We start from the raw sequence: 25,226 nt of genomic DNA, 5'->3' as shown, positions 1-25,226 counted from the left end.
TGTTCTTGTTTACCTAACAGGAAGGATGAGTCAGTGTGAGGGTTGTCGTACAAAGAACGAGAGAAGCGAGTGTTACCGTAGCAGGAGAGGTCGTCGGACAAATCGATCACGGCTTAATGCTGCTGGTAGGAATTACGCATGAAGACACAGAAAAAGAAGTAGAATTTGTAGCAGACAAAATTGCGAACTTGCGAATTTTTGAAGACGAGGAAGGCAAAATGAACTTCTCCGTATTAGATAAGGGTGGTCAAATTTTGTCCGTATCACAATTTACGTTGTATGGCGATTGCAGAAAGGGCAGGAGACCGAACTTCATGGCTGCTGCACGACCAGAGCAGGCTGAACCGCTGTACGAGCTGTTTAACGCCAAGCTGCGTGAAAAAGGGCTCCAGGTGGAAACAGGTCGTTTTGGCGCGATGATGGACGTACGTCTGTTAAATGATGGACCTGTCACACTGATTGTGGAATCGTAAGCACAACCATCAGGGAGGATGAAAACATGGCCCAAGAAGCATTGGTAATAGGTGCGAGTGGCATGCTGACTGAGGTCTCCCGATGGTTGGCTCGCCAAGGTTATCAAGTAACCGTGCTCGGTCGTGATCCAGTCAAATTAAGACGTGTCAGAGACGGTTCCGCCCATCCAGAGTCGATTCATTTGCTGCCACAAGACTACCACCAGACAGACCGCTTGCGTCAGGCTATGGCCGAACTCGTAGAGAAGAGAGGGCCGATGGATGTGGTGGTCGCGTGGATTCATTCGACTGCGCCGCATGCACTGCCTGTGATCGTGGAAGAACTGTCGCGTCCTGAGAAGCGCTGGCAATTGCTGCATGTGTGTGGGAGTGGTGCTTGGAAAAATCCACCAATAGAACCTGCATCAGAAGTCTGTTCATATCGACGGGTCATCCTCGGGTTTACATGTGCAGGTGGGCATTTGCGCTGGTTGACGAATGATGAAATTGCGGCTGGTGTGATTGGCGCTCTGCAAGCAAAAGAACGGCAAACCATCGTCGGTCAAGTCGAGCCGTGGGAAAAACGCCCGGCGTATTAATCCATATGTGCAGATTACGGGTTATCTTCAATTTCTCACCAATCAAGTAAAGCCTCCAAACTGGAGGCTCTCATCTATGAGCAGATTTCATTTTATTGATGGCCTCATTTGTAGACCATGAAGCACTGGCTATCATGCGAAAATTTGTTTTTGCAGCTGCATCACCATCCAAGTCTTTCATTATTGCGGAAGCAGTGGCATCATGAACGACTGCCACTTCAAATCCTTGTTCAATTAGTTCACGCATATGAGATTCGACGCACAGGTTTCCAGACATGCCTGCGAGAATCACGCGGGTAATTCCTTGTTTTCGCAGCTGCAAAGCTAAGTCATTGGCTTCGGGTCCGTAAATTTTATGCGGACTTGTTATTACGGTTTGTCCATCTTCAATATAGGACTTATATCTTTTCAGAAAGTCGGCACCAGAATCTTTAAATCCTTCAAGTGATAATGGGGATTTTCGTTGATACATGTTGAGATCGTGCATCACATGTTCCATAGCTCCCCCAAACATCCATTTTTGGTCATAAGGATAATAGTAATGAGGGGATACAAATACTTTAAACTTATTTTCTTTTGCTGTTTTTAATAATAATTCGATGTTCTCAATCGTATGATTTTTAGCAACGCTTTCTTTAACTAAACCCCATGCAACTCCTTTTGGGCTTAAAAAGTCATTTTGCGGATCTGTGATTACCAAAGCGGTGTTGTGTTGATCCACTGCCATTCCCGGTGATGGAAGTGATGTGGTTTGTGCTGCTACCATATTTTTATGAAAACCATAAGGATCAACATTGGCAAAAAGCGAAAATACAAAGAAACACGATAGAATTTTTTTCATAGCGATCTCCTTACCATTTGGAATACGCATATTATGCCTCTTATTCATTATTTGATTCAATTCAACAGAGGAGAAAAGGATATTGTTATCACAGGAATCGATAGAAAAGTAGGGTGTTAGGATTTATGCAACTAACGGGTATGATAGTTGAACAACAGCAGCGGCAGTCTAAGACTTTATTATTAAGGTCTTAAACCACCGCTTTTTCTTGTATTGGAACAGTCTAAAACATTATTATCATCAGACACCATAGAGCGAAGTCAAAAACAAAAAACGATTGCCGAATGCAATCGTTTTTGTCGTTTCAGTACTGAATCGGGTCAGTGCGTGTAATGGGGCGAAGGGAGGATCAGATTTTTGCCGATCAGGTTTGCGGAAATCGGCTTTTTCCCGATTTCTCGTGCCCAGATCGATAACTGTCCGATATGGTGAATTTCATGAGCAATCATGTGCCGAGTAATTTCGCCCCATGTGTAGGTAACGACGCTGCCGTCAGGTTTCGTATCCAGAAAGGGTCTTGTTTCCATACTTTCATCCCAATTGCCCAAAAATTGAAACACATCCGGGCGAAAAGTCTCCTCCAACTCACGAACCTTTTCCAACCGGTTGTGTAGGTCGAAGCTTTCTTGGAAATCCGGCTTCCCCAGCATGACTTGAATCCAGCTCCATTCTACATCAATGACATGGAACAATGTGTGTAAAATCCCCCCGACACCTCCGATGCGCGGACGAAGTAATTCTTCCATCGGAACATCCTCACACCATTTCAGCCATTCTTCACGAACCATCCAATTGTACTCAAACATAGTTTTAATAGAAATCACTCCATTTTCAAAGGTTAACTTGTGATCACCTGCGTCCATACCGTGCGATTGATGCTGTTGTGATTGTTTTTCATCCGTCATCACTCCTTTCGATGCCTTATGATATTCGCAAATCCTTTTGGAATTCCTGCCTGCCTTGCCTTGATGCTACGTGCTTCTCCATAAAAGAAACCCCCATACGAGAGCGCGTGAAGAGCTTCATTCGCATGAGGGTTATTGGAAGAGAGGAATCAACCTCCCTGATTGCTTTGTGTATTAAAGTATTGGACAATCCCTTTGAATAGACCGTCTGCGGCAAGATCCTGCTGTTTCTCGGAACGTGCGCGAATCTCATCGTTGTAATTGGATAAGAAGGAGATCTCGGCCAAAATGGATGGCACCGGGTTTTCGCGTAGAACGAAATAGTTTCCGTAACGATAATTCATATCCTTGTAGCTCGTCGCTTTTACCAGTTCCGTTTGGACCAAGGAGGCGAGCTTGCTAGAGTTGCCTTGGCTGTAGTAGAAAATAATCGAGCCATTCGTTGCTGAGTTTGGATGCGTATTGTGATGGACGCTGACAAAAATATCAGCCTGATTTTGAATCGCAATGTCGACGCGCTGTTGCAAGGTCAGCTTGCGATCATCAGCCCGTGTCATGATGACTTTTGCACCTGCTGCTTCCAACTTGTTGCGCAGGAGCAAAGATACTTGCAGATTGACGGTTTTCTCTAAAGTAGAGAAGCTGGAGCCGGTCGAACCACCATCTGTACCACCATGACCAGCATCGACGACGATGACTTTGCCGACAAGATCATTACTGCGTACCACGGCCGACGCACCATTAGCAGAAACGAGCCAGCCTGCAATATAGCCTGTGGAGCCGTCAGAGAAGTTTACTTGGAACCAATCGCCTGTTTTATTGGCAATCCCGTATTTCTCGCCAGGCTGTACCTGTTTGATAACATTGTGATCGGTACTGGGACCAGAACGAACATTGGTATCTGGATTCATGATCGTCACGTAAGGTCCGCTCGGAGTAGGGATGTCTGGTTGATTCACCGTAATGTGCCAGCCTGCCACCCAGCCAGTTTTTCCGGCAGCTGTATTGATGCGGTACCAGTCTCCTTGTTTTTCCAAAACAGTCAGCTTGCTTCCGACTGGAAGTGTAGCTTGGATGGCACTGGTTGTGTTCGGATCACTGCGCAGATTCAATCCGTCCGTTTTTACTGTAGCGGTTTGACTTGAAGAAGATGGTTGCCCAGTCGGAGGTTGTGTGCTGCCGTTTCCATTTTCGGGCAGAGTCGGTTGACTTGTGTCCGGGTTGGTTTGATCGGTGGAGAGCCAAGCATTGACTCCATCGTAAGGGAATTGAATCCAACCATTTTGTCTGTTCAAGACCGTGATCTTCTCGCCTGCATGTAGTTGACCGATAGCAGGTGTACTTGCATCTGGTGTGGCGTATACGTATGGAGCGAAATCCAAGGTCATGCTGGCTCCTTGTACAGCCGGAGGCTTCGTTTGTGAGCCTGTGCCCGCAGGATTGGTTGGTGGGGGTGTGCTGCCTGTAGAAGGAGGAGAAACTGCTTGTCCCGCACCTACTTCTTTTACAAGCCAGTTTGCGACCCAGCCTTTTGTTCCTGCATTTAGTTGAATTTGGAACCACTCGCCACTTTGTTGCACGATGGGGTAGCGCGTACCTGGATTGATTGTTTGAACGACTGCGTAAGTCTGTCCGGGTCCAGAACGAACATTGAGATTCATTGTGGTGCTCTCCACTTGCTTGGTAGATGCAGTTGCAGGTTTCTGTTGCTGTGTGCTGACGAGCCAGTTCGCTACCCAACCACTTTGGCCGTTCGGAAGCTTTACCTGAATCCAGTCATTTTTGGTGGAGATGACGGGCAGCACAGTATTGTTCGGCAGTGTGGTGACAATAGCGTCTTGGAGGCTTGGACCTGAACGGACATTGAGCTTGTCCACGGTGACCTGAACAGAACCGGCGGCCCAAGCTGCAGAAACGGGGAGGGAAATGGCACAGACGATAGTCAGGAGACTCCTCAGGAACTTTTGACGAACAAACACGATAGACATCCTTTCCGACAATAAGTAGCTTTTTGACTTCAATACGATCTTGCATGTTTTTACCAAAACAATCACTTCGCTATTTCTCCTGCTTTTTCCTGCAAAAAACGACAAAGTTCTGCATGCGTTCCCTGATTGCTTTTCAGCAGGCAAGGCAATACTAGATTTTACTAGATGCTAGTGCATACAGCTTTTCAGGAGGAATTCATCGTGAGGCAGTCAAAGAAGGAAACATTCGCGCAAGGATTGAATCGGCAGTTTTTCTCTGTCGATTTTCAAGACGATTTGGAAAAAGAAACGTCACAGCAAAATGTAGAAATGGCCCAAGATTTTCATCCAGGCTTGAGAGATATCCAACATCCTAGGCAAAAACGGTCATGACCGTTTTTGCCCACCGCAAGCGGTGTCATCCACATTAATGAAAAACGTCGAGTCGTTTTTCACAAACACCGAAAGTGACCTTGCACGGATGCCACAACTTGTCTAGTTGACCCGAGTAATTCTCGTCGGCTATGATGAGGAGTGGCATTTTTGAAAAAAGCAGGTGAACTCCATGATACAGATCATATGTGAGGGACACGCATTCGAGCGGGAACTCTCCTTAATTCTCGCGTTATTTTATGAAGATCCAGCGCTCGCCTTTGTACCCGAGTGGACAGGTGAGGCTGATTTGAAAATCAAGCTGGCATTGACCGTGCATGAAAATGGTGTAGTCGCTTCGGGAGAGTTATTCGACGGCAAACGAAGCATCTCCCATCAGGTGGAGAGAGACTACGTAGCACGTGATGAAAAAGCGATGAAAAAGACGGCCAAGCAAGCACTTTGCTATGCGCTGTTATTGATGCTGGAAGAATACACGGGCATGGAGCAAGGCTGGGGTATTTTGACTGGCATCCGTCCGACGAAACTGCTGCATCAGTTGCACGCCGCTGGTGTAGACAGACAGGAAGCACACAAGAGATTGCAGCAGGAAGTTATTTTGCGCCCATATAAGCTAAAGCTTTTGCAAGAGATTGTAGACAAACAGCTCTACGTTGTGCCTGATCTGTACCAGATTGACCGTGAGCTGTCTGTGTATATCGGCATCCCGTTTTGTCCGACGAAGTGTGCATACTGTACGTTTCCTGCTTATGCGATTCGCAGTCATACGGCTTCGGTTAATCCGTTTCTCGAAGGTCTTCATTACGAGATGGAGCGGATGGGGGAGTGGCTTCGCGCGAATGACCAGCGGATCACGTCCATTTATTTCGGTGGCGGAACCCCTACGAGTATTACCGCAGATGACATGAACCAGCTGTTTGAGACGATGCATCGTTCGTTCCCACACATGGGAGATGTGCGTGAATTGACGGTTGAGGCGGGAAGACCCGACACGATCACACGTGAAAAGCTCGATGTCATGAAGCAGTGGGAAGTGGATCGGATCAGCATTAATCCACAGTCGTTCACGCAGGAGACGCTCCAGGCAATCGGACGTCATCACACCGTCGAAGAGACGATTGAGAAATACCATCTGGCAATGGAGATGGGCTTGACCAATATTAATATGGACCTGATCATCGGCTTGCCAAACGAAGGAGTAGCCGAGTTGGCGCATAGTCTGCAAGAGGTAGAAAAGCTGATGCCTGCCTCTCTGACGGTTCATACGCTGTCATTCAAAAGAGCATCAGAAATGACGCAGAACAAAGATCGCTACAAGGTCGCCAGTCGGGATGAGATCAGCAAGATGATGGAGATGGCCTCGGAGTGGACCGCAGCGAATGGTTATGACCCATACTACTTGTATCGGCAAAAAAACATTTTGGGAAATCTGGAGAATGTCGGATATGCCAAGCCAGGGCAGGAGAGCATCTACAACATCATGATCATGGAAGAGGTGCAGACCATCCTTGGTCTTGGTTGCGGAGCGGTATCCAAGCTGATGGCTCCAGGTAGCGGCAAGCTGACGCGCTTTCCGAATCCGAAGGACCCGAAAACGTACAATGATACGTACAAGGTTCTGGTCGAAAATAAACTCCGTGATTTGGATGAGGTCTATTCAGGTGCGAGAACGGCTGGACAGGTATCTGGCAAGTAAGTGATGGATATACTGATCCTTAATAAAAAAAGTTTTACATGAGCGCCTGTTGACGGCAGTTGGCGGGTTTGCTATGATTCACATTAAGCTTTTTTATTGAATAGACAATGATCTGATGACGGGAACAAGTATCCAGGAACCGGATAACCAGAGAGGAAGCGCCGCGGCTGAGAGTGCTTTCATATAACGGCTTGGTGAATGACATCCCTGAAGACCGCAGTGAACGGCTGAAAGAAATTTCTTTCCCCAGTAACTGGCAGGCGTGTGCCGGCGTTAACGGCTAATAAGTGGGATAGCCTTTTGTGATGGAGGGCTATTCAAACAGGGTGGCACCACGGGAGTATAACCAGTCTCTCGTCCCTGACATGCGGCGAATTGCTAAATGTCAGGAGGCGAGGGGCTTTTTTATTTGACGATAAATAAGTTCCTTGATCCTGGAGGTTTGGCTTTAGCCCGAGTTTTTGAAAAGACATGGAGGTTCGAGAGGAATGACAAGAATCCAGATCCCACGCGGTACGCAGGATATCATGCCTGGTACTGTAGAGCTGTGGCACTACGTGGAGGCCAAGGCCCGCGATCTGTGTCGCCGCTCCAATTACGCGGAAATTCGCACGCCGTTGTTTGAGAGCACAGAGTTATTCCAACGAGGTGTAGGCGAGACGACTGACATCGTGGAAAAAGAAATGTACAGTGTAGCCAATCCGCGCAGTACGGATGCGCTCACGCTGCGTCCGGAAGGGACCGCGGGTGTTGTTCGCTCCTACGTGGAAAACAAGCTGTACGGTGTGCCTAATCAGCCTACCAAGCTGTACTACCTAGGACCGATGTTCCGCCACGAGCGTCCGCAAGCAGGCCGCTATCGCCAATTCGTCCAATTCGGTGCAGAAGCGATCGGTTCAAGCGATCCAGCGATCGATGCAGAAGTCATTGGCCTTGCGATTCGTCTGTATCAGGAGCTCGGATTGACAGGACTTTCTGTGGAATTGAACAGCGTAGGTACGGTAGAAGACCGGGCGCATCACCGTGAGCATTTGCTCGCACATTTGAACGGCGTTCGCTCCGAGCTGTGCGAGGATTGCCAATCTCGTATCGATCGCAACCCGCTGCGCGTGCTCGATTGCAAAAATGAAAAATGCAAAACATTGACGATGGATGCTCCGTCCATTTTGGACTACTTGAGCGAAGAGTCTGCCGCTCACTTTGAAGCAGTTCAAGGCTACTTGACTGCCCTGGGTATTCCATTTCATGTGAATCCGCGTTTGGTTCGCGGCTTGGACTACTACACACTGACCGCGTTTGAAATCAAAATGGCAGAGATCGGTGCGGTAGAAACGCTTTGCGGTGGTGGACGCTACAACGGACTTGTGGCAGAGCTGGGCGGCGACGATATGCCGGGCATCGGCTTCGCACTTAGTATCGAGCGTCTGCTGTTGGCTCTGGAAAAGCAAGGTGTTCAACTGCCGATCTCGGGTGGCATCGACTGCTTCGTAGTGGTGCAGACACCAGAAGCGAAGACAACCGCTTTCGTGCTGGTTGATCAATTGCGCCAAGCGGGAATCGCCGCTGAGCTGGATTATCTGGATCGGAAAATGAAAGCACAGCTCAAGCAAGCAGATCGTCTACAGGCTCGCTTCACGGCGATCATCGGTGAGTCTGAATTGGCGAATGGGACGGTTGTTCTAAAGGAAATGGCAACAGGCGAGCAACAAGAAGTGAAACGCGAGGAACTCGTTTCGGTACTCGCTGCAAAAGTGAATCAATAAAACAAATCGTTGGGGGAAATGATCATGTCTTGGCAATATCGCACCGTACATGGTGGAGAAGTAACAACAGCACACGTTGGGCAAGAAGTCGTACTGAACGGATGGGTACAAAAGCGTCGCGACCTTGGAGGCGTAATCTTCATCGACTTCCGTGACCGCACTGGCATCGTCCAAATCGTATTCAACCCGGAGTACAATAAAGAAGCATGGGAAGCGGCTGACAAAGTGCGTAGCGAATACGTACTGGTTGTAAAAGGGAAAGTCGTGAACCGTGCACCAGAAGCAATCAATCCGAAGCTGAAAACCGGCGAAGTAGAAGTGCACATCTCCGAAATTGAAATCCTGAACGATGCAAAAACGCCTCCGTTCCTGATTGAAGACGAGATCGATGTAGATGAACAAGTTCGTCTGAAATACCGCTACCTCGACTTGCGCCGTCCAGAAATGCAGCGCTCCCTGATTTTGCGCAGCAAAGCAGCGAAAGCTTTCCGTGACTACCTGGATGAGAACAACTTCCTGGAAATCGAAACACCTATTCTCCAGAAGAGCACTCCTGAGGGCGCACGTGACTACCTCGTACCTTCCCGTGTACATCCAGGCGAGTTTTACGCACTGCCGCAATCGCCACAGCTGTTCAAACAGCTTTTGATGGTATCCGGTTTGGAGCGCTATTACCAAATCGCTCGTTGCTTCCGTGACGAAGACCTGCGTGCTGACCGCCAGCCTGAATTTACCCAAATCGACATTGAGACCTCTTTCCTGTCTATGGAAGAAATTCTGCCGATGATGGAAAAGATGGTTGCTCACGTATTCAAGCAAACGGTTGGCGTAGATGTTCCAACTCCATTCCCTCGTCTCACGTATGCGGATGCAATGGCGCGTTACGGTTCTGACAAACCAGACGTACGCTTCGGCATGGAGCTGACAGACGTATCTGATCTGGTTGCGACAAGTGACTTTAAAGTGTTTGCGGCAGCAGTAGCTGGCGGCGGACAAGTAAAAGCGATCAACGCAAAAGGTTGCGGACACTACTCCCGCAAAGAAGCAGACGACCTGGGCAAATTCGCTTCCCGTTATGGCGCGAAAGGCTTAGCTTGGATAGGCTTCAAAGACGGCGAAATTAAAGGACCAATTGCGAAGTTCTTTAAAGAAGAAGAAATCAACGAGATGAAAGCACGCTTGGCGGTAGAAGAAGGCGACTTGCTCCTGTTCGTTGCTGACAAACCAAAAGTAGTAGCAGATGCATTGGGTGCCCTTCGTTCCAAGCTGGGTGCTGAACTTGGTCTCATTGACCAAAGCAAGTTCGCATTCCTCTGGGTAGTAGACTTCCCACTGGTTGAGTGGGATGAGGATGGAAAACGCTACGTTGCCCTGCACCATCCGTTTACTCGTCCAAAAGACGAAGACCTGCACCTGTTCGACACCGATCCAGGTCAAATGCGCGCACAAGCGTACGACATGGTTCTCAACGGATACGAGCTTGGCGGAGGTTCCATGCGGATCTACAAGCGCGACGTGCAAGAAAAAATGTTTACCGCACTTGGCTTCTCACCAGAAGAGGCACGTAAACAATTCGGCTTCCTCATGGATGCATTCGAGTACGGTACACCTCCACACGGTGGAATCGCTCTTGGCTTGGACCGTCTGATCATGCTCTTGGCTGGCCGCACCAACCTGCGTGAAGTCATCGCATTCCCGAAAACAGCAAGTGCAAGCGACCTGATGGTAAACGCTCCAGATGTAGTAGACGTAAAACAATTGAAAGAGCTGTCCATTGAAACAATTGTCACAGAAGATGAAAAGGTAGAAGCGTAATCGACTTGCGCAACTGCATTGCTCTTTGATACATTGGTAATACTATGATGAAAGCCCTGCGATGCTCGTGACATCCGATAGTTTTGAGCCACAAAGTTTGTATAGGGAGTTTTTCGTCCGTGATTGTAAAGGCATGCCTCCTTAGAGTGGACGTCTGTAACAGTTCGGCAAGACACCCACCTGCGATAAGCAGGTTCAAAACTAAGGAGCAACACGACATAATGGGGCTCCTTTTTTCTACTCTTCAATCCTACTTTTCCGATTGACTATAAGTCCGTGTTGAATAACCACAATAATCTCGCTTGCGAATGAAAGGTGACACGAAATATGCTTCATCAATTTTCTCGTTGTGAATTGGCCTTCGGTCCCGAAGGTTTGGAAAAAATGAAAAATAGCAGCGTTGCTGTATTAGGAATTGGTGGAGTCGGTTCCTTTACCGTGGAAGCACTTGCGCGTACAGGTGTAGGCAAGCTCGTTTTGGTGGATAAGGATGTAGTAGACATTACGAACATCAACCGCCAAATCCATGCGACGCTGAACACAGTCGGTCAAAAAAAGGCGGAGCTCATGAAGGAGCGTATTGCGACGATCAATCCAGAGTGCGAGGTCGTCACACTCAATATGTTCTACAATGAAGAAACAGCGGATGCGCTGTTTGAGCATGAACTGGATTACATCGTGGATGCCATGGATACCATGTCCGCAAAGCTCCATGTGATTAAGGAAGCGAAGCGTCGAAAAATCCCTATTATTTCTAGCATGGGTGCGGCCAACAAAATGGACCCGACTCGTTTTGAGGTTGCCGATATTTCCCAAACGAGTTATGATCCGATTGCAAAGGTCATTCGTCGTGAGCTGCGGAAAAGCGGTATCTACAAAGGAGTAAAAGTTGTATATTCCCGTGAGATTCCAGTAACTGTACGTGTAGATGTACGCGAACAGATCGTTTCCAACCCGAATTCACCGATTAGCAAAGTGCGGATGCCTCCAGCAAGCAATGCTTTCGTGCCTTCTGTGGCTGGTTTAATTTTGGCCAGTGTGGTGGCACGCGATATTTTGGAGTGGCAGCCTGTAAAAGGATAGTGGAAGATGGATGATTTATTCACGTTTGCCTACGACCAGCAAGGTGGCGGCAAACAGAAGCCATTGGCTGCACGGATGCGGCCGCAAACGATTCAAGATGTGATCGGGCAATCGCATATTTTGGCTCCAGGGATGCTACTCCGACGCGCGATTGAAGCAGATCAAGTATCCTCTGTCATTTTTTACGGACCTCCAGGTACAGGGAAAACAACACTGGCAAAAGTAATCGCCGGTACCACACGCACACATTTCTCCGAGTTAAATGCGGTTACGGCCGGTGTCGCTGACATCCGCAAAGTAGTGGATGCGGCAAAAGAGCGGCTCGTCATGGACAATCAGCGGACAACGTTGTTCGTAGACGAGATTCACCGCTTCAATAAATCGCAACAAGACGCCCTTCTTCCTTACGTGGAGGAAGGCACGATCATTTTGATCGGGGCTACGACGGAGAATCCTTTTTTCGAGGTGAACCCGGCGCTTTTGTCGCGTTCACAAGTGTTTTCCCTTCAATCGCTTTCTCATGAGGAATTGAAGCAGGTCATGGATCGGGCACTTACTGATGAAAAGAATGGATTGGCGGAACTATTTGTCACCGTAGAACCGGAAGCGGCAGAGCATTTGATTCAATACGCGGAAGGGGATGCCAGACGTTTGCTGAACGCATTGGAACTGGCAGTGACAACGACGCAACCAGGAGCGGATGGACGAATTACGGTGACCTTGGACGTCGCTGTAGAATCCATTCAGCGCAGGGCTGTACGTTACGATAAGAGTGGGGACAACCATTACGACACGATCTCCGCTTTCATTAAATCCATTCGTGGTTCTGATCCGGACGCAGCTCTTTACTGGTTGGCGAGAATGATTGATGCTGGAGAAGATCCGCGGTTCATTTCCCGCCGTTTGGTCATTTCGGCTTCAGAGGATATCGGAAATGCTGACCCGCAAGCGATCACAGTTGCGATTTCCTGCTTTCAGGCAGTAGAATTGGTGGGGATGCCTGAAGGGCGTATCCCTTTAGCACAAGCGACGACGTACCTGGCAACCGCCCCCAAAAGCAATGCCGCTTACAATGGAATTAATTCTGCGTTGGATCGTATTCGAACTGATGGTCACAAGCAAGTACCGATTCATCTGCGAGATTCTGCTTACAAGGGAGCTGCGAAGCTGGGACACGGTCAGGGATATCTGTATCCGCACAACTATCCATATGGGTATGTACCTCAACAGTATCTGCCTGACGGTGTAAACTACTCGTTCTACCAGCCAAAGGATCACGGCTATGAGCGTCACATTCGCCGCTTTCAGGAAGAAAGACAAAAGATGGATGAGCATGGATTGCCTAGGAAAAACTCCCCCGAATAATGGGGGAGCTAACATTTAAGTGCGGACGTTTCCGCCTGGTTTATTGGGCAAATCACCGTTTTCATTCGGTTGTTTGCTCTGCTCACTCGCACCGTAACGGGCTTTGTGAGCGATCGTGCCTGCGGGTTGGTCATACAAGGTTTCGGACGGGTGGTTGGGACCTCGTTCCGAGCGTTTGTTCGTTGCCATCTGCATTTCACCCCCTAAGATGTTAGTGTGTCCCACGATACAGAAGACATGTAGGGGGCGGGCGCGTATAACCGATACAAAGAGGAGAGTTGTTAACGTGAAGATTTCGACGAAAGGACGCTACGGGCTGACGATCATGATGGAATTGGCCAACCGTTGCGGAGAAGGGCCGACTTCACTAAGGAGCATCGCCCAAAAACACGATTTGTCCGAGCATTATTTGGAGCAATTGATTGCACCTCTGCGTAACGCAGGTTTGGTAAAAAGCATTCGTGGCGCATATGGCGGTTACGTCCTGGCGAAGCAGCCGGATGAGATTTCTGCTGGCGATGTGATTCGTGTGCTGGAAGGACCAATCAGCCCTGTGGAATTTGCAGAGGAAGAAGATCCGGCTAAGCGCTTTTTATGGCTGCGTATTCGGGATAGCATTTCTGCTGTTCTGGATTCGACTTCCCTTCAAGACTTGATCAGCTTTGAAGACGATAGTCCTGCCGATAATTATATGTTTTATATCTAGAATATAAGTTGGTAGAAGGTGAGAGCAGTGTCAGATCTATTGTATTTTGACCATGCAGCTACTACGCCGGTACATCCGCGTGTAGTTGCTGCTATGACTCCCTATTTGACTCAAGTATTCGGGAATCCATCCAGTGTCCATGGTGCAGGTCGTGAAGCGCGAAAAGCTTTGGAGCATGCGAGAGACGCGATTGCCGACTTTATGGATGCGGATCCGCAATCGCTCATCTTTACGAGTGGCGGGACAGAAGCGGACAATATGGCGATCATCGGTGCTGCAATGGCACAGCGCGAACGTGGTCGTCACATCATTACTTCACAAATCGAGCACCATGCAGTCTTGCATACTTGTGAATTTTTGGAGCAGGCTGGATTTGAAGTGACGTACTTGCCTGTTGATCAGACAGGCATGGTCCGTTTGGATGACCTGAAACAAGCAGTTCGCCCGGATACGGTACTGGTGTCCATTATGTACGGGAACAACGAAGTGGGAACGATCCAGCCAATCGAGGAAATCGGTACCTTCCTGCGGGAAAAAGGAATTGTTTTTCATACCGATGCTGTACAGGCTTTTGGTGTACTGCCTGTCCATGCACGGAAGCTGCCTGTTGATATGCTCTCGGTATCTGCCCATAAAATTAATGGTCCAAAGGGAGTCGGCGCATTGTATATAGCGCGTAAGGTTCCGTTTTCCCCGATTTTGCACGGCGGTTCACAAGAACGCAAACGCAGAGCAGGAACGGAAAATCTGGCTGGGATTGTTGGTTTTGCTGAAGCGACAAAGGTCGCTGGCGAGGAAATGGCCGAGCGGGTTGAAAAGTATGAGCAGATGAAAGCCACGATGATCGCAGTCTGGCGGGAAGCAGGAATTACGTTCTGCCTGAATGGACATAGCGAGCAGTCATTGCCACATATTTTAAATGTGTCCTTCCCAGGTACACATACAGAAACCATGCTGATGAATCTGGATATCGCCAAGATTGCAGCAGCGAGTGGCTCAGCTTGTACATCCGGATCATTAGAGCTGTCACACGTTCTCAAAGCGATGCACTTGGACGAGAAGATTGTTTATTCAGCCATTCGGTTTAGCTTTGGGATTACGAATACAGTGGAAGAGGCGAAGCAGGCTGCTACAGCGGTTGCTGCGATTGTAAAGCGCTTGGTACGCGAATAACGAAGGAAGAAAGCCGTTTGGTTGAAGCCAAGCGGTTTTTTTATTTGAGCAAAAGCGGGTTTCTTATGGGAGTTTGTGGTGAATTGTGGAAGAGGATGGTAGAATGATTCTGTGGGACTAATCCTGAAGAACTATATAATTTCGGATCATCCGATAAGGAGAGGACTTTCATGTTGGCCAGACGCTACTCTATTCGCTACAAACTGGTGTTTACGATACTCATCCTAACCATGCTTCCATTAATGGTCGTCGGCTATATCCAATTTGAAAATGCACGCAGCGCGCTATACAAGCTGGCTGTATCTGACTTGCAATATATAACGGAAATGAAGGCACGTGAGCTTTCGATTTACGCCCAAGATGCAACGATTAGTGAGGAAAACAGACAGAAGATTACTGAAATAACGCGTGAGGTGGCCGAACGGTATTATAAGCCAAATGGTATGGTTGGCTACGCCTATATCTTGGATGAGAGTGGAATCGCAATTTTTCATCCAGACCCGAAAGTCGAGAATACCTCCTTGGCGAATGAAGAATTCACGCAAGTCATGCTCGCCCAAAAAAACGGCTGGATCGAATATGAATTCGGTGGCTCTACCAAAGTGGCGGCGTATAAGCAGCTGCCGAATGGGTGGATTCTTGCCATTGGCAGCTATGAGAATGATTTGCTGACGACAATTGAGAGCAGTCGTCCGATGATGTTTCTCCTCAACCTGATAAGCGCTATATTAGCGCTGGTAACGGGTATTTTTATTGTCAACAAGCTGGTTCGGCCACTAAAAGAGCTGGTATTGGCAATGAAGCGTGCAGAGACAGGAGATTTGACCACGCAAGTGACTGTCCATTCCCGGGACGAGCTTGGGGAATTATCGGCGATGTACAATGAGATGATGGGGGTATTTCGCAGCATGGTCAACGAGGTGCAGCGAGTAGCCCAACAGGTAGCGGCAGCTTCGGAAGAATTAACAGCGAGTGCGACAGAAAGTGCACGTGCCTCCGAACAGATTTCCATGGCTTCTTCGGAAATCGCTACAGGTTCCGAACAACAAAAACAAACGGTGACGGATACGGTGCGCTTTTTGTCTCGCATCGGTGGAGATATCCAACTCATTGCAGCCTCGACTTCTCAAGTAAATGCTGATGCGACAGACGCGAATCGATTGGCACAGCTTGGTGAAGGCAAGCTGCAAGAGCTCGTACAAGAAATGGATCAAATCACGGATCATGCCCGTAGTACGGAGCAGGTTATCCGCGAGCTTGGCTCTCAATCCGAGCAAATCATCGGAATCATCACGATCATTCGTCAAATATCCAACCAGACGAATCTATTGGCTTTGAATGCTGCCATCGAGGCTGCACGGGCGGGTGAACAGGGACGCGGCTTTGCGGTTGTTGCCCAGGAGGTGCGTAAGCTGGCGGAGCAATCGGGTGGGGCTGCAGAAGAGATCACAGGCTTGATTCATACGATCCATACGGATATTCTCGCGGCGGTATCTGCAATGGGAACGACGGCAGTCGCTATACAGGATGGACGCGAAGGAGTGGCCCAGGCAGGAGACAGCTTCCAGCAAATATTGGTAGCCGTTCAAGACGTCAGTCAGCAAGTACATCGTATGAACGATGCAGCCCAAGCGATTCATCGCGATACAGTCCAATTGGTGAGTCACTCCGAAAAAATAGCTGGACTTGCGGAAACGGCGGCCAGAGATACGCAGGAAGTGGCAGCAGCGTCTGAAGAACAGTCAGCAACCTCTGAGGAAATGACGGCAGCATCAGAAACGCTTGCGAAAATGGCCGAGCAGTTGTCAGAACAAGTAAAACGATTTACAATTTAAGACGAGCATATGAAAAATCCACTTTCAAGAGAAGTGGATTTTTCCTTTCTGGAACGGTTTTTATGTAAGGAGGCGTTTAGATGGACGAGCAGCAGTCAATCTCGCTGTTTGCGGAAAACTTCATTCGAGGATTTGTTTCTCAAGAAATTTTTTACAAAGAAGAAACATGGTACGGAGTTATCCGTCTAAAGATAGAAGAGACTACCGAATCGATTAAAGAATCGGAAGTTATTATTGTTGGTAATTTTCCTCGTCCGCACCCAGATGAGCTTTATACCTTTTACGGTGAATGGAAGACACACCCTCGTTTTGGGCAGCAGTACGTAGCAAAGCGCTATGAACGTGAAACACCGAAAACATTGGCTGGGGTTGAGCGATACTTAGCCAGTGGCTTGTTTCAAGGGATCGGAAAGAAGATGGCCAAACGGATTGTCGAGCAGCTTGGCGTAGATGCGCTGTCGATTATCGCGGATTTCCCAGAGCGATTGGCTGAGGTACAAGGTATTTCTGAACAACGTGCCAAAACGATCTACGATTCAGTGGTCGAGCATCGTTCCTTGGAAAGTGCCATGGTTTTCTTGTACGACTTCGGCATTGGTGTAAACATGGCGCTGCGTATTTATCAGACCTACAAGCTGGAAACGATGACAGTGCTGAAGGAAGAGCCTTACCGGTTGATCGAGGATGTCGTAGGAATCGGCTTTAAGCGAGCAGATGACATTGCGCGAGCAACTGGAATCGCAGCTTCCTCAGAAGAACGTGTGAAGGCGGCGGCTCTCTTTGTTTTGCAGGAGGCTTCGTATTCAGAAGGACATGTTTATTTACCTGTGGAGGAGCTTTGTGAAAAAACGCTACGCCTGCTCGAAGAGTGCGGGGGGCACGTCTTTTCTGGCGACGATATTCAACTGGCAGTGGAAGGCCTGTTTGTGTCGAGCAAAATTGCCTGGGAAGATGAGCGGGTGTATTTGCCCTCGCTGTTTTTTGCCGAGCTCGGTCTTGCCAAAAGACTGCGTCACTTCGCTGCCAGGGATGAGTTCGGTACGTTCCCGACCTCGGAATTTTACAGTGCGTTAGGGGCGGTCGAGGATGAGCTAGGGATTACGTATGCCCAGACACAGCGTGATGCCATTGAACAGGCGATCAAAGCAGGTCTGATGCTTTTGACAGGGGGGCCTGGAACGGGGAAAACGACAGTCATTCGTGGGATTTGTCGTGTTTTTTCTCAGCTTCATGGATTGTCTCTGGACTTGAAAAAATACAACGAAGAAAATCCGTTTCCGATCATTCTTGTCGCTCCTACTGGACGTGCAGCAAAACGAATGACAGAGACTACGGGTTTACCAGCAATGACCATCCATCGCTTGCTCGGCTACAAAGGGGAGAGCTTCGAGCATGACGCGGAGCATCCAATCCGCGGGCGGTTATTAATTGTGGATGAAATGTCCATGGTCGATATCTGGCTCGCGAATCAATTGTTTCGAGCGGTCCCAGATGACATGCAGATCATCATGGTAGGTGACCCTGATCAGTTACCTTCCGTAGGACCAGGCAACGTCCTGTTGGATATGATTCGATCTGGATTGCTGCCGTTGGTACAGCTGACAGAAATTTATCGGCAAGCAGAAGAGTCTACCATTATTCGGTTGGCCCATGATGTACGTAAGGGGAATGTACCGGCAGATTTGCTTCACACCACCCCGGATCGGCGATTCTTCACAAGTTTGCCACAAGAAGTTCCGGAAGCAGTGAAACAAATTTGCTTCGGAGCCGTAAAAAAAGGATATACGGCAAAAGATGTTCAGGTATTAGCCCCTATCTATAAAGGTAATGCCGGTGTGAACCGGTTGAATGAGGAATTGCAAGAGTTGTTTAATCCGAAAACGCCGCAAAAGCGTGAAGTTACTTTCGGAGAGACGACTTTCCGTACAGGAGACAAGGTTCTGCAATTGGTGAACAATGCTGAAGAACAGGTGTTTAACGGTGACATGGGTGAGATCGTCGCCATCTTTTTCCCGAATGAAAATGCGGAGAACCAGGAGATGCTGGTCGCTGCCTTTGATAACCGGGAAGTGGTGTACAAGCGTTCGGATTATCATCAGCTGACGCTTGCTTACTGCTGCTCGGTTCATAAGTCTCAAGGCAGCGAATTTCCGATTGTGATCATGCCGTTTGTCAAAAGCTACTATCGTATGCTCAGACGCAAGCTGGTCTATACCGGGATTACCCGGAGCAAATCATTCCTCATCATGTGTGGAGAGCCGGATGCGTTCCGTGCTGCTGTAGAGTCTGATGAGGAGGGGGTACGGTACAGCTACTTGGAGGAACGGCTGAAGCAAGAGTGAAGTTGGAACCATTTGCGCCGAATGGACATGTCCATTTCGCCTGATACTAACAAGGCGGAAGGGGGATGTCCCACATGCGCAAGGCAATGGATGCAGTCGGATTGCCAGTTGTTTGCCTTCAAACAGGGGAGACGATTGGAACCGTGCGTGACATTCTTTGCGACGCCACTTGGCATGTACGAGGAGTCTTGCTGAGCGAACAGGGCTGGTTCCAATCAGGTACCTATATTCCTACCGAACATATTCATGCGGTCGGGGAGTCCTGCCTTACCGTATCGGGAAAAGACGCGATCACGCCCTTACCTCATCTCGCCGGACTAGAGCCTGTCGGCATTGTGACGGGAAAGACGAAGCTAAAAGGAAAAGCGGTGATTACCGCATCCGGAGAGTGTTTGGGGAGGCTGGAAGACGTTTACTTTTCAGCCAACTGGGAGAAACTTGTAGGGTACGAACTATCGAATGGCTGGTTTGCAGATATTACGGAAGGACGAAAGCGCCTCCCTGCACCAGCATCCGTTATCGTCGGGGAAGAGAACCTGATCGTGCCGGACTAGTTCGTGGCCAGGCGTGAAAGGGAGGAAAAGCGTGATGCGTGTCATATGCCCGAATTGCAGTTCCAAAGACGTAGGAAAGATTGGAACCAATCAATACTATTGCTGGAACTGCTTTATAGAAATGAGCGTTTCCAATGAGCAGATCGCTTCTGTCTACCAAGTTGAGGAAGATGGATCCTTGCATTCGCTCAACGATCTGTTTATTGAGGATCAGACAGTAACCGCTCACTTGAATATGTAGTGGATTTGAGCGGCAAAACCAATGGAGGTGGCACGCTTGTTCACTCGAAGCCTGTTGCGGGTTCTTGCCACAAGCGGAATTGTGGCGATCATTGGCTATTGGATGGCTCCGCGACGTCGCAGTCGGTTTTCATTGAATTGGAATCAGTTGCCCTTCTCCATGCGTGATGTGACGCGTATGTGGAAATCAGGTCGCAAGCTGATGCGTGCCGTTACTCGTTAACACAATTGGAACGTAAATAAACACCCGAACATAAACTGTGTTCGGGTGCTTTTTTTTCGACATACATGAAAAAAGCTCCGTCGCGGAAACGACGGAGTCTTGTTTTGCATTAAGATTGTTCTGCCAAGCGTTTTTGCTGTTGGCTTTTCATGCGTCCGATCAAGAGGACACCAACCACAACAGCTACGATGAATACCCATTTTACCCAAGGGTAAGATGCAAAGAACGGTGCGAGGAACTTTTCGCTTGTTACCATGCCCGCAGCGGTATACGCCAATACAGCAGAACCGATATAAATGACAACCGGATATTTTTCGATCAGCTTCAAGATCAATGTGCTACCCCATACCATGATCGGAACACTGATGATCAAGCCGATAACTACCAGAAGGAAATCACCGTGTGCTGCACCTGCTACAGCGATAACGTTATCCAAGCCCATAACGGTGTCGGCAACGATAATCGTCCAAATCGCTGCACCAAGAGTACCACTTGCTTTCATATTATCATGACCATTATCTTGAGTCAGCAACTTGAGGGCGATCCAGATGAGAATCAAACCACCTACAAGCAGCAGACCAGGAATTTTCAGCAACCAAACAACCGCTAATGTCGCCAGCGCGCGAATGACAATCGCACCAACCGTTCCCCAAATGATCGCTTGCTTTTGCTGATGCGCAGGCAGGTTGCGAGCGGCCATCCCGATGACGAGCGCGTTGTCCCCGGCCAGCACCAGGTCGATGATGATAATAGAGAGTAATGCAGTCCAAAACTCAGGTGTTAACAATAAATCCATTTCTCTTCCTCCTCCTAATCCATTTTGGAAGCGAATAATCCGCTGGCCGTTTTCTTGATACCTCCTATAGTGTGTGTAAAGGGGCGAAAAAGAAAACGACCTTTCCCGGGACAGGCAAAGGTCGTTTGAAAAACAAAAATAGACCTTTTACCTGTTCGGCAAAGGTCTTGCTTACAACATTTTCGTAAATGTTGCCAACATAGCCGGGGAAAAATCCCGTAATGACGACTATGTTGCGAAAAAGCTACTCCCCTTTGGAGATATCCTCTTGTAATTACATACTACTGAACACGAAATTGTGTGTCAATAGGTTACATGAAATTAATGTGAATGAGACAAGCTAAAAAAGATGTACTCAATAGGGAGGAGTTGGGGAACGTGGATGAACTTCGGCGAAGTCGTCTATTTGCTGCTGCTGTTTGGCTCATCGCACTTTTGGTCATAGGCAATCTGCTTTGGCTGCTCCGACCAGTCCTGTCACAGTTGTTTTCGCTCATAAAGGAAGTGCTCGTTCCTGTCATATTGGGACTCGTCATTGCTTACTTACTCCATCCGATTGTGCAATTGCTGGAAAAAAGAAGGGTTCCGCGCTTAATGGCAGTCCTACTCATTTATGGATCGTTTGTATTGGTGATTACCATTGCAATCATTAATGCGATTCCAGTTTTCACGAAACAATTGGTGGAGCTGTCAGACGATATTCCCCGGCTGATGGATTGGTACTATACATGGATGAGTGAGTGGGAGGCACGAAAGTATTTCTTGCCGGATAGCATCTCGAAGGGTGTGGACCGGGTGATCATCCAGTCGAATGAGGGGATGTCTCATTCTGTAGCGAAAATCGTGGATAACGCTCGTCATTCAATGGGAAAGCTATTTGCCTTTGCTATCGTGCCGTTTATCGCTTTTTACTTTTTGAAAGATATGAAGCAATTGCATGAGACGGGGATGGCGGTTGTTCCGAAGGCTTATCGGAAGCAAGTGCTGATCGTCCTGCGGGATATTAATGAATCCTTGGGCAAATACATACATGGACAAATGATTGTAGCCCTGATCGTAGGGGGGGTCGCATACTTGGGCTACAGGTGGATCGGCATGCCGTATCCTTTTGTACTGGCTGCATTCGTATGTCTCACCAACATCATTCCCTATATCGGACCATTGATTGGGGCGGCACCAGCAGTTGTGATCGCGATTACGATTTCCACCAAGACACTACTACTCGTCGTCGTTGTCAATCTCATCATTCAGATCGTGGAAGGGAACATACTGTCTCCCAACATCGTTGGTCGTTCTTTGCATTTACACCCGCTTCTCATTATATTGGCACTGCTGGTAGGGGAGACCGTAGGGGGGATCATCGGGCTTATCGTTGCTGTCCCGATTCTTGCCGTCTGCAAAGTGATCGTCAGCCGAATCGCTGTCATGATGCATGAAAGTTGACAGTGATCAGGTAAAATATTTATAATATGGACAAAGTGATTTATGTGAAATCAATGAGGGAACGAGTATGTTGCAGACCTTTTACAGAGAGGACGCTCCATGGTTGAGAGGGCGACCAAAAGAAGAGCAGCAGAAGGCTACTCCTAAGACCGGGCAAAACCCGGCGGCTTGGCACCGTTAGACGCCACTTAAGCGACAGGCCTTGGCTCAGATACGTGTAGCGAGCCTGTAAGCAGGGTGGTACCGCGAGAAAATCAGTTCTCGTCCCTGAGGGGATGGGGGCTTTTTTTATTTTTAGATGAGGAGAATGTAGATGAAGAAACTGACAGGCAATCAAATCCGCCAGATGTTCCTCGACTTTTTTGTAGAAAAAGGACATCGCATTGAGCCTAGCGCTCCATTGGTTCCAATCGACGATCCTACCCTTCTGTGGATCAATAGCGGTGTGGCGACCCTCAAGAAATATTTTGACGGCCGCATCATCCCGGACAACCCGCGCATCACGAATTCGCAAAAGTCTATTCGTACCAACGATATTGAAAATGTGGGACGTACTGCTCGCCATCATACCTTTTTCGAAATGCTGGGTAACTTCTCTATTGGGGAGTACTTCAAGGAAGAAGCGATTGAATGGGCTTGGGAGTTTCTGACGAGCCCAAAATGGATCGGCTTTGATCCGGAGCTGCTCTCCGTTACCATTCACCCAGAGGACGAAGAAGCATTTGAGCTGTGGAGCAAGAAAATCGGTGTTCCAGAAGAGCGAATCATCCGACTGGAGGGCAACTTCTGGGATATCGGAGAAGGCCCGAGCGGACCGAACACGGAGATTTTCTATGACCGTGGAGAAGCATTCGGAAACGACTCGAGCGACCCTGAGCTGTACCCAGGTGGGGAGAACGAGCGTTATCTAGAAGTATGGAACCTGGTATTCTCCCAGTTCAACCACAATCCAGACGGTACCTACACGCCGCTGCCTAAGAAGAACATTGATACGGGGATGGGTCTTGAGCGCATGGCGTCTGTCATCCAAGGCGTAGATAACAATTTTGAGACAGACTTGCTGTTCCCTCTGATCGAAAAGACCACGGAAATCTCCGGTGTGAAGTATAAAACAAGCCCTGAGATGGATGTAGCCTTGAAGGTAATCGCTGACCATGCACGTACGGTTGCGTTTGCGATCGGTGACGGCGCGCTTCCATCCAATGAAGGACGTGGCTATGTCATTCGCCGTCTGCTTCGCCGTGCCGTACGTATGGGGAAAAAGCTGGGCGTAGAGAAGCCATTCCTGTACAGCATGACTGAGACGGTAGGCACAATGATGGGCGAATTCTACCCAGAGGTTGTCCAAAAGCGTGCGTTCATCGAAAAAGTTATTCGTGCCGAGGAAGATCGTTTCCACGAGACACTGAACGACGGTCTGGCGATCCTGTCTGACATGGTGAAGGCAGCAAAAGAAAGCGGAAAGACACAACTGTCTGGTCAAGATGTGTTCAAAATGTACGATACTTACGGATTCCCTGTTGATTTGACGGAAGACTTCGCAGACGAGCAAGGACTGACTGTCGATCGCGATGGCTTTGATCAAGCAATGGAAGAACAGCGTGAGCGTGCACGTGCAGCACGTCAAGATGTAGACAGCATGCAAATCCAAGGTGGTCCATTGTCTGATTTGACGGTTACGAGCCAATTTGTTGGTTATACTGAATTGGTAGCAACAGGTAAAGTTGAAGCAATTATTTTGGACAACCAGCTGGTAGAAGAAGCAGAAGAAGGTCAAACCGTACAAGTCGTTTTGAGCCAAACCCCTTTCTATGCAGAAAGCGGCGGTCAGATCAATGACGAAGGTTTCCTGATTTCTGATGTCGTGAAAGCACGTGTGACAGATGTACAAAAAGGACCAATGGGTCAAAACGTACATTCCGTCATCGTCGAAGCAGGTACCCTGCGTAAAGGCGCTGAGATTCGCGCGGAAGTAAACCGTGAAGCACGTCTGGCTATCACACAAAACCATACAGCGACTCACTTGCTGCACCAAGCACTCAAGGATGTACTGGGAACGCATGTTAATCAGGCAGGCTCCTTGGTAGCACCAGAGCGTCTCCGTTTTGACTTTACTCACATTAGCTCCATTACGCCAGAAGAGCTGGAGCGTATCGAAGCAATCGTGAATGAAAAAGTGTGGGCAAACCTGAGTGTCGAGATCTCCAACAAAGCGTTGGCTGAGGCAAAAGCTATGGGTGCGATGGCGTTGTTCGGTGAAAAATATGGCGATGTTGTACGCGTTGTAAAAGTCGGCGAATATAGCCTGGAGCTGTGCGGCGGATGCCATGTGAACAATACCGCGGAAATCGGTCTGTTCAAGCTGGTTAGCGAGAGCGGTATCGGTGCAGGTACGCGCCGGATCGAAGCAGTAACAGGACGCGGCGCTTATCAGTTCTTGAACCAGCAGTTCACTACACTCAAAGAAGTGGCGCAAGCACTCAAAGCACCAGTACTGGCTGAAGCACCTGCACGTGTAGAAGGTCTGCAACAACAATTGAAAGAAGTACAGCGCGAAAACGAGTCCCTGCGTGCAAAACTGGGGAACATCGAGGCAGCATCGTTGACGGATAAACTCCAACAAGTAGACGGCATGAATGTACTGGCTGCACGTGTTTCCGCTGTCGATATGGACAACCTGCGCGGTATGGTGGACGAGCTGAAAAACAAACTCGGCTCCGCTGTCATTGTGTTGGGTGCGGTCGATGGCGACAAGGTGAACCTCGTTGCAGGTGTAACCAAAGATCTCATGGATCAAGGCATTCACGCTGGTAAGATCATCAAGGAAGTCGCAACGCGTTGCGGTGGCGGCGGTGGTGGACGTCCTGACATGGCGCAAGCCGGTGGTAAGGACCCATCCAAGCTACAAGAAGCACTGGATGCTGTGGTTGACTTCGTAAAGAGTCAAGCAGTAGCGAAATAGTGCGATTGCGCGAGAAATTTGTACAATCGACAAGGAGTAAATGAAATCCGAGTCGAATACAGAAAGAGTATGT

The 25,226-nt window shown here is 48.6% G+C and carries 22 protein-coding genes and 1 other RNA gene; 18 read left to right on the top strand and 5 right to left on the bottom strand.

The window, feature by feature from the left end; all coding sequences use genetic code 11:
• Nucleotides 1–35 precede the first annotated feature (35 nt).
• Nucleotides 36–473: a D-aminoacyl-tRNA deacylase gene (dtd, locus tag ACFYU8_RS10495; protein ID WP_142063218.1), complete on the top strand. Its 438-nt coding sequence runs from the start codon at nt 36–38 to the stop codon at nt 471–473.
• Between the two features lie 26 nt (nt 474–499).
• A complete protein-coding gene (locus tag ACFYU8_RS10490; RefSeq protein ID WP_390297901.1) occupies nt 500–1,051 on the top strand; it encodes a short-chain dehydrogenase in 552 nt (183 codons plus the stop codon).
• 70 nt (nt 1,052–1,121) lie between these two features.
• Here ACFYU8_RS10490 and ACFYU8_RS10485 read toward each other — a convergent pair whose 3' ends face one another.
• The 3 genes from ACFYU8_RS10485 to ACFYU8_RS10475 all read right to left on the bottom strand — a co-directional run bounded on the left by ACFYU8_RS10485 (nt 1,122) and on the right by ACFYU8_RS10475 (nt 4,776).
• Nucleotides 1,122–1,922, bottom strand: coding sequence for a cysteine hydrolase family protein (locus tag ACFYU8_RS10485; protein WP_390297898.1), 801 nt, complete (start codon nt 1,920–1,922; stop codon nt 1,122–1,124).
• 290 nt (nt 1,923–2,212) lie between these two features.
• Nucleotides 2,213–2,707, bottom strand: coding sequence for a DinB family protein (locus ACFYU8_RS10480; protein ID WP_390298610.1), 495 nt, complete (start codon nt 2,705–2,707; stop codon nt 2,213–2,215).
• A 239-nt stretch (nt 2,708–2,946) separates the two neighbouring features.
• The gene (locus tag ACFYU8_RS10475) at nt 2,947–4,776 is read right to left on the bottom strand and encodes an N-acetylmuramoyl-L-alanine amidase family protein (RefSeq protein WP_483862284.1); all 1,830 of its coding nucleotides are present in this window, start codon (nt 4,774–4,776) and stop codon (nt 2,947–2,949) included.
• 210 nt (nt 4,777–4,986) lie between these two features.
• Between ACFYU8_RS10475 and ACFYU8_RS10470 the strand changes: the two genes are divergently transcribed.
• From ACFYU8_RS10470 to ACFYU8_RS10440, 7 genes are all read left to right on the top strand, one after another.
• Complete coding sequence (locus tag ACFYU8_RS10470) at nt 4,987–5,157, top strand: hypothetical protein (protein ID WP_390297892.1); 171 nt, start codon at nt 4,987–4,989, stop codon at nt 5,155–5,157.
• A gap of 172 nt (nt 5,158–5,329) precedes the next feature.
• Nucleotides 5,330–6,853, top strand: coding sequence for a coproporphyrinogen III oxidase (locus tag ACFYU8_RS10465; RefSeq protein WP_390297890.1), 1,524 nt, complete (start codon nt 5,330–5,332; stop codon nt 6,851–6,853).
• Nucleotides 6,854–7,341: 488 nt separating this feature from the next.
• Complete coding sequence (gene hisS / locus ACFYU8_RS10460; RefSeq protein WP_390297887.1) at nt 7,342–8,616, top strand: histidine--tRNA ligase; 1,275 nt, start codon at nt 7,342–7,344, stop codon at nt 8,614–8,616.
• Nucleotides 8,617–8,640: 24 nt separating this feature from the next.
• Entirely contained in the window at nt 8,641–10,431 is a 1,791-nt protein-coding gene (aspS, locus tag ACFYU8_RS10455; protein WP_390297884.1) for an aspartate--tRNA ligase, read from the top strand.
• A 50-nt stretch (nt 10,432–10,481) separates the two neighbouring features.
• A non-coding RNA gene (gene ssrS, locus ACFYU8_RS10450) (6S RNA) lies at nt 10,482–10,663 on the top strand.
• A gap of 95 nt (nt 10,664–10,758) precedes the next feature.
• Nucleotides 10,759–11,514 carry a tRNA threonylcarbamoyladenosine dehydratase gene (locus tag ACFYU8_RS10445; RefSeq protein ID WP_390297881.1) on the top strand — a complete coding sequence of 252 codons (756 nt, stop codon included), beginning with the start codon at nt 10,759–10,761 and terminating at the stop codon, nt 11,512–11,514.
• 6 nt (nt 11,515–11,520) lie between these two features.
• Complete coding sequence (locus tag ACFYU8_RS10440; protein ID WP_390297878.1) at nt 11,521–12,879, top strand: replication-associated recombination protein A; 1,359 nt, start codon at nt 11,521–11,523, stop codon at nt 12,877–12,879.
• 15 nt (nt 12,880–12,894) lie between these two features.
• Here the strand turns inward: ACFYU8_RS10440 and ACFYU8_RS10435 are convergent, their stop codons facing one another.
• On the bottom strand, nt 12,895–13,068 hold the full coding sequence (locus ACFYU8_RS10435; RefSeq protein WP_390297875.1) for a hypothetical protein: 174 nt from the start codon (nt 13,066–13,068) through the stop codon (nt 12,895–12,897).
• A 97-nt stretch (nt 13,069–13,165) separates the two neighbouring features.
• Here ACFYU8_RS10435 and cymR point away from each other — a divergent pair, with 97 nt between their 5' ends.
• The 7 genes from cymR to ACFYU8_RS10400 all read left to right on the top strand — a co-directional run bounded on the left by cymR (nt 13,166) and on the right by ACFYU8_RS10400 (nt 19,952).
• Nucleotides 13,166–13,585, top strand: a complete 420-nt coding sequence (gene cymR, locus ACFYU8_RS10430) for a cysteine metabolism transcriptional regulator CymR (protein ID WP_137029833.1) — start codon at nt 13,166–13,168, stop codon at nt 13,583–13,585.
• A 27-nt stretch (nt 13,586–13,612) separates the two neighbouring features.
• The gene (locus ACFYU8_RS10425) at nt 13,613–14,758 is read left to right on the top strand and encodes a cysteine desulfurase family protein (protein WP_390297872.1); all 1,146 of its coding nucleotides are present in this window, start codon (nt 13,613–13,615) and stop codon (nt 14,756–14,758) included.
• 170 nt (nt 14,759–14,928) lie between these two features.
• Nucleotides 14,929–16,593 (top strand): methyl-accepting chemotaxis protein, encoded by a 1,665-nt coding sequence (locus ACFYU8_RS10420; protein ID WP_390297869.1) that lies wholly within the window; start codon nt 14,929–14,931, stop codon nt 16,591–16,593.
• Nucleotides 16,594–16,673: 80 nt separating this feature from the next.
• Nucleotides 16,674–18,935, top strand: coding sequence for an SF1B family DNA helicase RecD2 (gene recD2 / locus ACFYU8_RS10415; protein WP_390297866.1), 2,262 nt, complete (start codon nt 16,674–16,676; stop codon nt 18,933–18,935).
• 74 nt (nt 18,936–19,009) lie between these two features.
• Nucleotides 19,010–19,489, top strand: a complete 480-nt coding sequence (locus tag ACFYU8_RS10410; protein ID WP_390297863.1) for a PRC-barrel domain-containing protein — start codon at nt 19,010–19,012, stop codon at nt 19,487–19,489.
• Nucleotides 19,490–19,523: 34 nt separating this feature from the next.
• Nucleotides 19,524–19,730: a hypothetical protein gene (locus ACFYU8_RS10405; RefSeq protein WP_007717618.1), complete on the top strand. Its 207-nt coding sequence runs from the start codon at nt 19,524–19,526 to the stop codon at nt 19,728–19,730.
• Between the two features lie 27 nt (nt 19,731–19,757).
• A complete protein-coding gene (locus ACFYU8_RS10400) occupies nt 19,758–19,952 on the top strand; it encodes a hypothetical protein (RefSeq protein ID WP_390298607.1) in 195 nt (64 codons plus the stop codon).
• A 109-nt stretch (nt 19,953–20,061) separates the two neighbouring features.
• Here the strand turns inward: ACFYU8_RS10400 and ACFYU8_RS10395 are convergent, their stop codons facing one another.
• Entirely contained in the window at nt 20,062–20,748 is a 687-nt protein-coding gene (locus ACFYU8_RS10395) for a TerC family protein (RefSeq protein WP_390297860.1), read from the bottom strand.
• A 378-nt stretch (nt 20,749–21,126) separates the two neighbouring features.
• Here ACFYU8_RS10395 and ACFYU8_RS10390 point away from each other — a divergent pair, with 378 nt between their 5' ends.
• Together ACFYU8_RS10390 and alaS are read left to right on the top strand one after the other, a co-directional pair.
• Nucleotides 21,127–22,191, top strand: coding sequence for an AI-2E family transporter (locus ACFYU8_RS10390; protein ID WP_390297857.1), 1,065 nt, complete (start codon nt 21,127–21,129; stop codon nt 22,189–22,191).
• 313 nt (nt 22,192–22,504) lie between these two features.
• Nucleotides 22,505–25,153 carry an alanine--tRNA ligase gene (gene alaS / locus ACFYU8_RS10385; RefSeq protein ID WP_390297854.1) on the top strand — a complete coding sequence of 883 codons (2,649 nt, stop codon included), beginning with the start codon at nt 22,505–22,507 and terminating at the stop codon, nt 25,151–25,153.
• The last annotated feature ends 73 nt before the right edge of the window (nt 25,154–25,226 follow it).

The organism is Brevibacillus sp. NPDC003359 (assembly GCF_042878995.1).
In the GTDB taxonomy this organism is placed as follows: Bacteria; Bacillota; Bacilli; order Brevibacillales; family Brevibacillaceae; genus Brevibacillus.
Note: the sequence above shows the minus strand (reverse complement) of the source record. Positions and strands in the feature narration are given on the sequence as shown.